Source organism: Sphingobacterium suaedae (assembly GCF_042684625.1).
Classification (GTDB): Bacteria; Bacteroidota; Bacteroidia; order Sphingobacteriales; family Sphingobacteriaceae; genus Sphingobacterium; species Sphingobacterium suaedae.
In genome coordinates, this window is the sequence record NZ_JBHULR010000001.1 from 157,638 (window position 1) to 169,490 (window position 11,853).

Below are 11,853 nucleotides of genomic sequence, written 5' to 3' on the forward strand. Positions count from 1 at the left end.
TATATGATTTCAATTTATTTAGTAGGCATCGTCATATTAGCTTATTTATTTGGTTCTATCCCGTCCGCTGTCTGGTTTGGGGAAGCATTTTACGGGGTCGATGTTCGGGAGTATGGGAGTGGGAATGCTGGAGCAACAAATACTTTTCGCGTTTTAGGGAAGAAAGCAGGATCGGTCGTGATGTTTGTAGATATCTTGAAAGGTTGGACGGCAACGAATCTACCTCATTTATTGGACCCTACGGTTGTCGGTGTCCCTAATTCTGTACAATTTGTAAATTTTCAGTTAGCTTTAGGTGTTATTGCCGTATTGGGACATTTGTTTCCGATTTTTGCAGGCTTTCGTGGTGGAAAAGGTGTTGCCACGCTCTTTGGGATGGTTATTGCCATACATCCTGAAGCGGCGCTTTGCTGTGTAACGGTGTTTTTGTTGACGCTTGTCATTACACATTATGTTTCCCTTAGTTCAATTTTAGCTGGATTCACTTTTCCTTTTAGTATTGCGTTTATTTTTCACACGTCTGTACCGGCTGTTCTCCTCTATGGAATCGCCATTTGCGCTTTGATATTGGTAACTCATCAAAAGAATATTGAGCGGTTGCTAAAGGGACATGAGTCGAAGATCTATTTGTTCAAGAAAAAGCAAGACTAATTATTTAGGCATAAGTTTTGCATCAGTTTCAGAAAAGCTTAATCTAATATGAAAAGGATATTTAAATATACGTTTATAGTGGCGCTTGTTGCGATAGTTGCTTCGTGTTCCACTGTTCCGCTGTCTGGAAGAAAACAATTGTCATTGGTAAGCGATGAACAGATTCAAGAGCAAGCGGCGGTTGCGTACAAGGAGTTCTTGAATTCTTCAAAGACAAAGGTGGTGACAGGTACCTCGAACGCGGCACTTGTTAAAAAGGTTGGAAATAGAATTGCGACAGCAGTTAATCAATATTTGGCGGCAGAAGGCTTAGCGAACCAATACAATTTTAACTGGGAGTTTAACTTGGTGGAAAGTAATGACGTGAATGCATGGTGTATGCCAGGAGGAAAGGTTGCTGTATATACGGGTATTTTGCCATTTACAGCTAATGAAGCTGGTTTAGCTACCGTAATGGGACATGAGATTGCTCATGCCATAGCTCGTCATTCGATGGAACAGATGTCTAATCAATATGCCATGCAAGTTGGAGCTCAGGTATTGGGGGTGGCTACCTCTGGTAAAAGTTCTATCGTTCAGGGGCTTGTGAATAACGCCTATGGTATAGGTGGACAGCTAGCTTTGCTGAAATATTCAAGAAGTAACGAATCTGAAGCGGATCAATTGGGACTTATTTTTATGGCTATGGCAGGCTATAATCCGGAGACTGCTGTAAAGTTTTGGGAACGAATGGCATCTGCAAAAGCCGCTAGTTCAACGCCTGAATTTCTCAGTACCCATCCGAGCGATGTACGAAGGATTAACGATATTCAAAAGCTGATCCCTACAGCGATGAAGTATTATAAAAAATAAAAATGCTTAAACACTAAAAATAAAAGGACCTATATAGGTCCTTTTGCTTTAAAAGCGATTTTCTTTCCTTTTTTTGAAGTATGCGTCGATTCGCTGAACGGAGAAAGCATTAAGGCATTTTTCAGCCGTCAAACCACCCTTGCGAGCCATATAGATTCCATATTTCATGTCTTCTAACCCATCCATTCGGTGTGCATCCGGATTAATGGATAGCATGACACCCTGTTCGAGCGCATATTGTTGCCATCGCCAATCTAAGTCTAAACGCAATGGATTGGCATTGATCTCAATGGCCACTCCATTTGCAGCGCAGGCGTCAATAACTTTTTTATGATTAATTGGATATCCAGCCCTGCTCAACAGTAATCGTCCTGTAGGATGGCCCAAAATGGTAGTGTATGGATTCTCTATCGCCCGAATTAATCGGTGTGTAGCCTTATCCTCATCCATACGCAAGTTACTATGGACAGAAGCCACTACAAAATCAAATTTCTCCAAGATATCGTTTGCATAATCGAGCGCCCCGTCTGATAAAATGTCAGATTCAATTCCTTTAAATATTCGGAATGGGGCGAACTTGAGGTTTAATCGATCTATCTCTTGCCATTGCTGCTCTAGCCGGTCAACCGACAGTCCGTTCGCATATACAGCTGTTTTCGAATGATCACATATCCCGAAATATTCCAGGGCCAAATTGTCTTTACAATACGTAGCCATTTGTTCCAGAGAATGCACGCCATCACTATATGTCGAATGGTTGTGTAACGCTCCTCGTAAGTCGTGGTAGTTTATTAGCGAAGGAGACGTTCCTCTTTTTGCCCAAGATACCTCGTCCCCACCTTCGCGTAGCTCGGGTTCAATATATTGCAGTCCTAAAGCCTGATAGATCCCCTCCTCGTCTGGAAGCATGGGGATGTTGGGTTGAATCAATTTTAGCTGTTGAAGGTGTAATTCGCTACCTGTGGTTACTAGCAAGTTGTTGGTAAACTCTTCTACATTTGAATAAATAATCTGGAATCGAACCCCGAGTTCATTGCTTATCAAGAGAGAAGCGTCAAAGATCTCCAGGACGGTAAATATTTTTTGCAGATTTATCCAGTCATGAAGCATGAAAATAGGACTAGTCGTTAAAATATCTACAGAAGAAATGACTTCACACTTCCGGCGGAATTCTCCAGTAATTTCGTGCCTATCCACCGGAAAGGCAGAGATCATTGCAGCCAAAAGCTCATGAGCCATCTGTTCGGTCTTAGCATACAAAAAGAGCCCCTGATTCGAATTGGTAAATTCGATAGCTTTACGGATCTCTTCTTGCGTTTTCAGACCGAAACCTTTTGCTGCTACCAATCGGTTCTCGTTGCAAGCGTACAACAATTCTCCTACGGACTCAATGCCGAGCTCCTGCCAAATGATTTGTATCTTTTTTGGACCTAGTCCTTTAATAGAAAGCATTTCCAGAATACCCTGGGGCGTTTTACGTATAAGTATGTCCAATTCGGTAAATGATCCTGTTTCGATAATTGTCTGGATCCGATCTGCAGTACTTTTTCCAATGCCGGGCTGTTCGCTTAGCTGTTGCAGCGATGCATCGACGGCGGGGAAAGGCAATTTGTCGATCTTAAAGGATGCGGAAGCCATAGCTTTCGTTCGAAAAGGGTTCTCGTTGAATAGTTCCATCAACTGACTGCATAATTTGAACGCTTTTGCTATTGCCTTATTTTCCATGTGCTAAGAATGATAATTTTCTACGTTAGCTTCTCCTATTATAGGTCTTTTGTATTTATTGATAATTAAGCGTATACCGCTGTTCTTCGTGAAAAATTTAATTGACCAGTTAACAAAAGTTACCAATTTGTTCCGAAATCCAAAGATAGAAACTAAATGCACAAACATCCACGTCGCCCATGCTAAAAAACCTTTCATATGAAAATTGCCCATATCTACGACTGCTCGATTACGACCAACAGTAGCCATTGAACCTTTATCAAAATACTTAAAATCTTCTATAAACTGTCCGTTCATTCTATGTAGAATATGCCGTGCCACATATTTTCCCTGCTGCTGTGCAACGGGCGCGACGCCTGGAAGACCACGCGGGGTTTCTTCGGTAATCATCGCTGCAACATCGCCCACCGCATAAACGTCTTCCATTCCATCGGCGCGGCATTGTCCGTCTGTTTTAATCCGATTACCGCGTTGAATGTTTTCGTCGGCTATACCTTGCGGAAATTGCCCCATGACGCCAGCTCCCCAAATGACAGTTTTTGTTGGAATTGACTCACCGTTTGAAAACGTAATGGTATTTCCGTCGTAACCGGTTACTTGTGTGTTTAGCATGACTTTGACACCTAACTCGGTCAGGTAGCGTGCTGCATCTTGTGATGATTTTTCCGAAAGTGCTCCTAAAATCTTACCCGTGCCTTCCACTAGATAGACTTTCATTTCATGTGTAGATAGCTCGGGATAGTCCTTTTTTAGCATATGTAATTGAATCTCGGCTATAGCTCCCGACAACTCTACACCAGTCGGCCCACCGCCAACGACGACGAAATTAAGGTAACGTTCCCTATCGTCGTAATTTTTACGTAGCACGGCTTCCTCGAGGTTTTGTAATACATAACTTCGGATGTTCAGCGCCTCGTGAATACTTTTCATGGGAAGTGCGTACTTTTCTACCTGTTTATTGCCGAAGAAATTGGAAGTAGCGCCTGTTGCTAAGATAAGATAGTCATAGTCATAGTCACCGACAGAGGTTTGAACGATCTTTTGCTGATGGTCAATTTTTAATACATCGGCCATCCGGAATCTAAAATTCTGTTGCGATTTAAACATTTTACGAATGGGAAACGAAATGGCATCTGCCGCCAACGTTCCTGTCGCAACCTGATACAATAGCGGTTGAAAGGTATGAAAGTTGTTCCTGTCGATTAAAAGAACTTCGACCTCTTTGTCTTTCAAATGCTTGGCGACCTCAACGCCTCCAAAGCCGCCACCAATGATAATTACTCTTGGGAAGCTTCTTTCAGAACGATCTAATAACATAAAAACTAATTTTGTTCAACAGTTAAAGTAGGTTGCAAATATCTTAATAGTTTCATGATATTCACGTTAACTTACGCTCATCTTTTTAAGAATTTTTTAGTTTTTTCAACCTACCCCATTTCTTTTTACAAAAGTACGAAAACTAAGTGTTATTTATACACTTAGTGTCGTTATGACAAGATGCCTTTGATTTTAATAGCTAACTTTTCATTCCAATTGGAGAGTCTCAGTTGACACGCTAACCTACTATTGTCATTCGCGTCCGGGAGTGTATCTAACATATCTAATTCTTGTTCAGAGGGTTCGGGCAACTGATCTTTTCCCTGTAAAATTTCTATATGGCAGGTAGCGCATAAAGCCATACCCCCACATGTTGCAAGAATATCGTATCCAGAAGCTTTTAATAGTTCCATTAAATTCAGATTAATATCCGTTGGGAGGTTGACTACACTTATACTTCCATCACGATTTTCGATGTTAATTTCTATAAGATTTTCCATAATTAGAAAGTGTTAATTCCATTCACTGTCGTGTATTTAAAGCTCAGTTTTTGTTCAGGATATACATACTTAAATGCGCTTTGGCACATCAGAGCAGCTTCATGATAACCGCATAGGATTAACTTTAGCTTACCCGGGTACGTGTTGATGTCACCAATAGCATAAATCCTTTCCGTGTTCGTACCGTAATCAAACGTGTTTACTTCGATAGCATTCTTATCAATTTGTAGTCCCCAACCGGCAATTGGACCAAGTTTTGGGCTTAGCCCATAAAGTGGGATAAAATGTTCGGTAGGGACAACGACTGGCTCTTTTTTCTTGTTTGTAAGATGAAGCTGTTCCAACCGACCATTTCCTGTCAGTCCTACTAAGTTGTGCGATAACAAAAGGTTTATTTTATGCTGCCGGGCTAAGTCGTACACTTTTTCTGCTGAATCCGGCGCGCCTCGGAAAGAGTCGCTACGGTGAACTAGTGTTACCTGATGTGCAATGTCTGACAGAAACACGGTCCAATCAAGGGCAGAATCCCCCCCTCCAGCTATAACGATATTTTTATCGCGAAAATACTCAGGATCTTTCACTATATAGTGAACGAAATTTCCTTCGTAATCCTCGAGATTTGCCAGCTCGGGTTTACGAGGCTCGAAACAACCCAATCCACCGGCAATGACGACAACTTGGCAGTGTATTAGTGAACTATCCGAACCGAAAACGTAATAAGATCCGTCTGTTTGCCTTTCTATTTTATCGACACGTTCGCCTAAGCTAAAGGTCGGATTGAAAGGAGCGATCTGTTCCATCTGGTTATCAATCAGTTCTTGCGCTTTTATCGTAGGATATCCTGGGATGTCATAGATCGGTTTATGCGGATATATCTCAGATAGTTGTCCTCCAACCTGTGGTAAAGCATCAATGACGTGGCACCTCATCTTGAGTAAACCAGCTTCGAAAACGGCGAATAGGCCAACTGGACCCGCACCAATAATGCAAATGTCTGTGATAATCATGGTTGTTGATTTAAGTTGTCATAGATGGTATTCAAAATACGTGTGAAATGCGCGAAATCTTCGTCGGATAAATTTTTCCATGCCTGCATACGTATTTCCGCAATTTCAGGTGTCAACTGTTCTACTTTCAATTTTCCAATTTTTGTTAACCTGATCTGCAACGAGCGTCGATCTTGTGGATGTCCTACTCGCTGCGCAAGCTCTTTCCTTATAAGCAAATCGATAATACGCGTAAGGGTAGGTTGATCCTTTCCAGATTTTTCTGCGAGTTCTTTGTGCGTCATCGGATCTTCCTGGTACAAAATTTTTAAGATACCCCATTGATCAATCGTTAAATCAAAAGCTTTTTGTGCAAATGATGTTTGCGCAAACTGTTTAACACGTCTAGCGGTTCGGTCGAGCAAAAACGAATACTGTGTATATCTTTCTCTTAGCATAGCAATTATTAGTATAGCAACTAATTTAGTGTAAATAAAGAGCAATTAAAAATTAGGGCAAAAAAAAGCCTAGATAAACTAGGCTCTATTCGTGAATCCACTTAAATTTATATTGTATTTCTGGGATTTTAACCCGGTCAGCCAATCGGATGAGGCGGTCCGGAAGTTTCATCAAATAATCTCGTGCTTTTTCTCCTTTATCATTTAATCCAGTTACCTTATCAATTGCCCATTCCGTGTTGAGTGATTGCAGGATCTCTACATAATCCAATGCGGTGTATACTTCTAGACGTTGAGCCGCGTCCGAAAAATGAGCAAAGGCTTCTCCTTGTGGTTCACCTGCCTCACGAAGGAAATGTGCCGGCATCACTATCTTTTTTCGCATCATATCCTCGAACGCGATCATGACTTCACTAGGATCTACTTGGAGCGCATGCGAGATAAAAGACATGTAAGCCTTTGCATGTCTCGCTTCATCCGAAGCAATTACCCCACACATTTTGGCGAGAAGACGATCTCCAGATTTCTTTGAGATACCTGCGACTCGACGGTGAGACACATTGGTTGCTAATTCTTGGAAGGAAGTGTAAATGAAATTGCGATAGGGGTCGGCACCTGTACCGATATCAAACCCGTCCTGAATTAAGTATTGTGTGGATATCTCGAATTGGCGCATGTCAATACGACCAGATAGGTACAGGTACTTATTTAATAGGTCGCCGTGGCGGTTTTCTTCTGCTGTCCATGCGCGAACCCATTTCATCCATCCTCCTTGTTCGTTTTTCTCCACATCTTCAACCATCGTTAACCACGATTCGTATGTCGGCAATGCTTCTTCAGTGATCGTGTCACCGATTAAAACGGCGACTAGGTCATACGGAAGTTCTTTCGCACTTTCTTGTAAATCTCTCACCTCCTCAAAAAAGGTATCTCGAGAGGCGTCGGGCAAGAAATCAGCAGGCTGCCACATTTCCTCTACAGGCTTAAGGTACTCGCTCATTTCATTTAACATGAACGGTTCCAGATAGGCCATCACTTCTTTTCTCGACCCTTCAGGGATATTTAATGGTAGTTCTTGCATATGATACAAAGGTAACCAATTAGAAATAAATAATCCGGCTATATTTTACAAAATTGGCAGCAACGCAACACAGGGATCCGTGTGGATGAGCATAATAAGCAGCGGCACGGACGGATAGAGGAGTCCGATGAAAAAGAATACACTCGATTGACCTATTTTCGTGCTTATTATACTAACTTTGTAGATCATTTAATGAGAATAGTATTGGAAAATTTTGATATACAGAAAATTCGCGCGGACTTCCCAATTTTAGGAAGACAAGTAAACGGTAAACCCTTAATATACTTTGACAATGGTGCTACAACACAGAAGCCGAAACAGGTGATTGATGCTATTGTTAATTACTATGTCGATATGAATAGTAATGTGCATCGTGGTGTTCACTATCTTAGTCAGATTTCCACTGATGCGTTTGAAGTGACAAGGCGGAAAGCGCAAGCTTTTATCCATGCGAAACATGATCACGAAATTATTATCACCAAAGGAACCACCGAGGCTATCAATATTGTTGCTACCTGTTATGGCCGACCCTTTATTGGAAAGGATGACGAAATCATTATCTCAGCAATGGAGCACCACTCCAATATTGTGCCATGGCAAATGCTATGTGACGAGAAAGGTTGTAAACTACGCGTTATTCCCATGGATGAACGAGGTGAACTTGATCAAAACGTTTACCGTCAACTGTTTTCGGAACGGACTAGACTTGTTGCGTGTACATACGTGTCTAATGCTCTCGGAACAGTCAACCCTATAAAAGATATGATAGAAGTGGCGCATAGTCATGGTGTGCCTGTATTGGTCGATGGAGCACAAGCCGTTCAACACATTGCCGTGGACGTGCAGGCGTTGGACGTTGACTTTTTTGCATTTTCAGGACATAAAATGTATGGTCCCACAGGGGTTGGAGTATTGTATGGGAAAGAAGAATTACTGAACAAGATGCCGCCTTATCAGGGGGGAGGAGATATGATCAAAGAAGTGACTTTCGAAAAAACAACTTACAATGAATTGCCGTTCAAGTTTGAAGCGGGTACGCCAAACATTGAAGCTGGAATTTGTTTGGCACATGCAATAGATTATCTGAATAATATTGGCTTGGAATCGATCCGTTCTTATGAAGAATCTCTGCTCGCTTACGCAACAGAACAACTATCCGCGGTAGACGGTGTTCGTTTTATTGGGATGGCTACGCATAAATCATCGGTTATCTCCTTCGTTGTGGATGGGGTGCATCCATATGATATTGGTGTTATTCTTGATAAACTTGGAATTGCTGTGCGTACCGGTCACCATTGCGCGCAACCAGTGATGGATCAATTTCAAATTCCCGGAACGGTGCGCATATCGTTGGCCATGTACAACACTAAGGAAGAAATTGATACATTGGTTGCTGGGCTTAAACGGGCGCTCCAAATGCTTAAATAATAACAGAATGACGATAAACGAGACACAAGACGAACTGATTGGTGACTTTGCCTTTTATCAAGATTGGATGGAAAAGTATGAATACATCATCCAACTCGGAAAAGAGGTGCCATTGATTAAAGAAGAATACAAAACGGAAGATTATATCATTAAAGGATGTCAGTCAAAAGTTTGGCTCTTTCCGGAGCTGCGGGACGGCAAGATCTTTTTTACGGCTGACAGTGACGCGATTATTACCAAAGGGTTGGTCAGTTTGATGGTAAAGGTTTTATCCGGACATTCGCCAGAAGAAATCGCGAAAGCTGATCTCTACTTTATTGATCAGATCGGTCTTAAAGAACATCTTTCGCCGACGCGAGCCAATGGTTTACTATCCATGGTCAAGCAAATGAAACTATATGCCGTAGCGTTGAGTGCGAAGGGTTAATAAAAAACGCGAATAGGGCTTGAGAATAATCAACGGGTCTACGACCTTTTTCATATACAATTCTTTACACGCAGATGCGCCGCATTTATTGGTTCTCCAAAGAATATTTTAGCTTTTGTTTGAAAGTCTGCTGGATCATCCGTTGTAAAAAACGCAGTCTTTCGTTGTTTTGAACACGTTGACTCGACTTCGGGATGCCTCTGGAGATAGTTTTCCAAACTTTCTGCTATCAGATGTCCCTGTGCTACGATCTGTACTCCTTTCGGGACGAATTTTCTAATAATTGGAAGCAGTAGTGGATAGTGTGTACATGCCAGGACCAAGGTATCAATGTTTGGGTTTTGCGCTAAAATTTCATGAATGTCTTTTTCTACTAAATAATGGGCTGCGGGGGTGTCGATTTCATCGTTTTCCACAAGTGGTACCCACAGCGGACAAGCATGCTGATACACCCGAATATGGGGATAAAATTTGTTAATTTCGATTTTGTATGATTCTGAAAGAACAGTACCTTGTGTAGCTAGAATACCAACCTCATTTGTTGTTGTGAATCTGTTGATGGACTCCGTGGTTGGACGGATCACCCCCAACACTTTTTTGCCAATCGGTAGATCGTGTTGTTGTATGGTACGCAACGCCTTTGCAGATGCGGTATTACAAGCTAGAATAACAAGGTTACACCCCAGGTCAAAGAGCTTAAAAACGCATTCCTTTGTAAATTGATAAACTGTTTCAAACGAACGGGAGCCGTATGGGACCCGAGCGTTGTCGCCTAAATAAATGTAGTCGTACTGCGGTAGTTTGTCTTTGATTTCGCGAAAGACGGTTAACCCGCCAAAACCGGAATCAAAAATACCTATCGGCCCTATTCTTGAGATCTCGTTCATATAAAAAGCGTTAGGAGGGTATTCTCCTAACGCTTTCTACATTAGTTGGAATGCCCTTGTTACTTGAGCAAAGATGGTTTTTCTTTATATGTTTTCCAAAGCAATTCTCCGAATAATGTATTAGTCCAAGCAAACCAATGCCTCGTAAATTTTTTCGGATCATCTTTATGAAATGATTCATGCATAAAACCGGTACCTCCATGCGTCTTGCGGAGCGTTTCGATACATGTTTTTATTTCGTTATCGTCTGTCGATGTAAACGCACGCATAATGATGGCCATAGGCCAAATCATATCACGACCAATGTGGGGCCCTCCAATACCCTCTGCCGCGGAGCCCTTAAAAAAGAATGGATTTTTTTCGGATAGAATAAACTTACGCGTTCTTTGGTACACTTCATCGTGGACATCAACCGCCCCGAGATACGGTAGTGCTAAAAGCGAGGGAACATTCGCATCATCCATCATGAGATAACTACCATAACCATCCACCTCAAATGCGTAAACCTTACCATGCTCCGGATGATCAATGATCCCATACCGTTTTACTGCTGTATCGACTTCGTTGGCCAATGCTTCCATGCGGCTGGCTAAATCTGTGTTGTTTTTTACCTTTCTCAGAATTTCTGCTGATTGGCGCAAACTCTTGACGGCAAATAAATTGGAAGGAATCAGAAACATGAAGATCGAACAGTCATCCGACGGTCTAAAAGCTGAACAGATCATTCCAACAGGATTTACGGGGTAACCCAGTCCATCAACCTGCAAGGTATCTGACCCACGTGAGGTTGTACGAGAGAATACATAAGGACCCGTATTATTCTTTCGCTGTTGTTCCACAAAGGTTTTATAGGTATTCTCTTGTGCTTTAACCCACTCGTCGTCAAAGGGAGTATTATCGTTCGTTTCTTTCCAGTAATGGTAAGCTAATCGAATCGGATAACATAGGGAGTCTATTTCCCATTTACGCTCATGAATGCCAGGTTTCATATCGGTATGATCGGAAAACCATTCTCCCTTTTTAGCGGGATCGTTGTAAAAGGCGTTCGCGTACGGATCTATATTAATGCATCGGGCTTGTTTGTTGATCAGCCCTAAAATAAGGTCCTGAAGTCGGCGGTCTTTCTTCATAAACTGTAAATACGGCCACACCTGTGCGCTGCTGTCTCGCAACCACATGGCATCAATATCTCCGGTAATCACATAAGTCAGCTTCTTTGCGGCTGTTGATTCATCGTATATTGTCGTATCCAACGTATTAGGGAAACAATTGTTGAAGAGCCATCCAAGCTCTTTATTGTCAACATTTTTTTGGAATTCTGTAATAACGCTTTCGATGACTTTGCTCGAAAAATGCCGTTTGTTCACCGGCACACGTACGATAGGAAAAGTTTCGAGGGATTCAGCAAAAGAAAATTTGCTGGCCATGACTCCCGCACTCAGTGCAGCGGCATTTTGAAGAAATGTTCTACGTCTCATTTATAATAATGCTTATTGTATACAACATGGTTATTCCTGTCTAAGATAAGAATAAATACAATA

Annotated in this window: 12 protein-coding genes; 4 read left to right on the forward strand and 8 right to left on the reverse strand. The window is 41.9% G+C overall.

Annotation, left to right across the window (positions count from 1 at the left end):
- Positions 1-3: 3 nt before the first annotated feature.
- Entirely contained in the window at positions 4-651 is a 648-nt protein-coding gene (gene plsY / locus ACFSR5_RS00665; RefSeq protein WP_380899654.1) for a glycerol-3-phosphate 1-O-acyltransferase PlsY, read from the forward strand.
- 48 nt (positions 652-699) lie between these two features.
- Positions 700-1,503, forward strand: coding sequence for a M48 family metallopeptidase (locus ACFSR5_RS00670; RefSeq protein WP_380899656.1), 804 nt, complete (start codon positions 700-702; stop codon positions 1,501-1,503).
- 48 nt (positions 1,504-1,551) lie between these two features.
- Here the strand turns inward: ACFSR5_RS00670 and ACFSR5_RS00675 are convergent, their stop codons facing one another.
- From ACFSR5_RS00675 to ACFSR5_RS00700, 6 genes are all read right to left on the reverse strand, one after another.
- Positions 1,552-3,228 carry a helix-hairpin-helix domain-containing protein gene (locus tag ACFSR5_RS00675; protein WP_380899658.1) on the reverse strand — a complete coding sequence of 559 codons (1,677 nt, stop codon included), beginning with the start codon at positions 3,226-3,228 and terminating at the stop codon, positions 1,552-1,554.
- A gap of 3 nt (positions 3,229-3,231) precedes the next feature.
- Positions 3,232-4,545: an NAD(P)/FAD-dependent oxidoreductase gene (locus ACFSR5_RS00680; RefSeq protein WP_380899660.1), complete on the reverse strand. Its 1,314-nt coding sequence runs from the start codon at positions 4,543-4,545 to the stop codon at positions 3,232-3,234.
- A 170-nt stretch (positions 4,546-4,715) separates the two neighbouring features.
- Positions 4,716-5,045, reverse strand: a complete 330-nt coding sequence (locus ACFSR5_RS00685; RefSeq protein WP_380899662.1) for a 2Fe-2S iron-sulfur cluster-binding protein — start codon at positions 5,043-5,045, stop codon at positions 4,716-4,718.
- Positions 5,046-5,047: 2 nt separating this feature from the next.
- Positions 5,048-6,052, reverse strand: a complete 1,005-nt coding sequence (locus tag ACFSR5_RS00690) for an NAD(P)/FAD-dependent oxidoreductase (protein ID WP_380899664.1) — start codon at positions 6,050-6,052, stop codon at positions 5,048-5,050.
- A complete protein-coding gene (locus tag ACFSR5_RS00695; RefSeq protein ID WP_380899666.1) occupies positions 6,049-6,489 on the reverse strand; it encodes a MarR family winged helix-turn-helix transcriptional regulator in 441 nt (146 codons plus the stop codon). The genes ACFSR5_RS00690 and ACFSR5_RS00695 overlap by 4 nt, the downstream gene beginning before the upstream one ends.
- Positions 6,490-6,574: 85 nt before the next feature.
- Positions 6,575-7,570 carry an acyl-ACP desaturase gene (locus ACFSR5_RS00700; RefSeq protein ID WP_380899668.1) on the reverse strand — a complete coding sequence of 332 codons (996 nt, stop codon included), beginning with the start codon at positions 7,568-7,570 and terminating at the stop codon, positions 6,575-6,577.
- Positions 7,571-7,762: 192 nt separating this feature from the next.
- Here ACFSR5_RS00700 and ACFSR5_RS00705 point away from each other — a divergent pair, with 192 nt between their 5' ends.
- Entirely contained in the window at positions 7,763-8,998 is a 1,236-nt protein-coding gene (locus ACFSR5_RS00705) for a SufS family cysteine desulfurase (RefSeq protein WP_380899670.1), read from the forward strand.
- A gap of 7 nt (positions 8,999-9,005) precedes the next feature.
- A complete protein-coding gene (locus ACFSR5_RS00710; protein ID WP_380899672.1) occupies positions 9,006-9,425 on the forward strand; it encodes a SufE family protein in 420 nt (139 codons plus the stop codon).
- A gap of 50 nt (positions 9,426-9,475) precedes the next feature.
- On the opposite strand, the gene murI is transcribed toward ACFSR5_RS00710, so the two are convergent.
- Both murI and ACFSR5_RS00720 read right to left on the reverse strand, forming a co-directional pair.
- Complete coding sequence (gene murI / locus ACFSR5_RS00715) at positions 9,476-10,312, reverse strand: glutamate racemase (protein WP_380899674.1); 837 nt, start codon at positions 10,310-10,312, stop codon at positions 9,476-9,478.
- A 59-nt stretch (positions 10,313-10,371) separates the two neighbouring features.
- Positions 10,372-11,790, reverse strand: a complete 1,419-nt coding sequence (locus ACFSR5_RS00720) for a glycoside hydrolase family 125 protein (protein ID WP_380899676.1) — start codon at positions 11,788-11,790, stop codon at positions 10,372-10,374.
- Between the last annotated feature and the right edge of the window lie 63 nt (positions 11,791-11,853).

Bases quoted from the DNA above. Each gene is read 5' to 3' on its own strand.
- ACFSR5_RS00710 (WP_380899672.1), top strand. From the start codon at position 9,006: ATGACGATAAACGAGACACAAGACGAACTGATTGGTGACTTTGCCTTT.
- plsY (WP_380899654.1), top strand. From the start codon at position 4: ATGATTTCAATTTATTTAGTAGGCATCGTCATATTAGCTTATTTATTT.
- ACFSR5_RS00690 (WP_380899664.1), bottom strand. From the start codon at position 6,052: ATGATTATCACAGACATTTGCATTATTGGTGCGGGTCCAGTTGGCCTA.
- murI (WP_380899674.1), bottom strand. From the start codon at position 10,312: ATGAACGAGATCTCAAGAATAGGGCCGATAGGTATTTTTGATTCCGGT.
- ACFSR5_RS00695 (WP_380899666.1), bottom strand. From the start codon at position 6,489: ATGCTAAGAGAAAGATATACACAGTATTCGTTTTTGCTCGACCGAACC.
- ACFSR5_RS00700 (WP_380899668.1), bottom strand. From the start codon at position 7,570: ATGCAAGAACTACCATTAAATATCCCTGAAGGGTCGAGAAAAGAAGTG.
- ACFSR5_RS00685 (WP_380899662.1), bottom strand. From the start codon at position 5,045: ATGGAAAATCTTATAGAAATTAACATCGAAAATCGTGATGGAAGTATA.
- ACFSR5_RS00680 (WP_380899660.1), bottom strand. From the start codon at position 4,545: ATGTTATTAGATCGTTCTGAAAGAAGCTTCCCAAGAGTAATTATCATT.
- ACFSR5_RS00705 (WP_380899670.1), top strand. From the start codon at position 7,763: ATGAGAATAGTATTGGAAAATTTTGATATACAGAAAATTCGCGCGGAC.
- ACFSR5_RS00720 (WP_380899676.1), bottom strand. From the start codon at position 11,790: ATGAGACGTAGAACATTTCTTCAAAATGCCGCTGCACTGAGTGCGGGA.
- ACFSR5_RS00675 (WP_380899658.1), bottom strand. From the start codon at position 3,228: ATGGAAAATAAGGCAATAGCAAAAGCGTTCAAATTATGCAGTCAGTTG.
- ACFSR5_RS00670 (WP_380899656.1), top strand. From the start codon at position 700: ATGAAAAGGATATTTAAATATACGTTTATAGTGGCGCTTGTTGCGATA.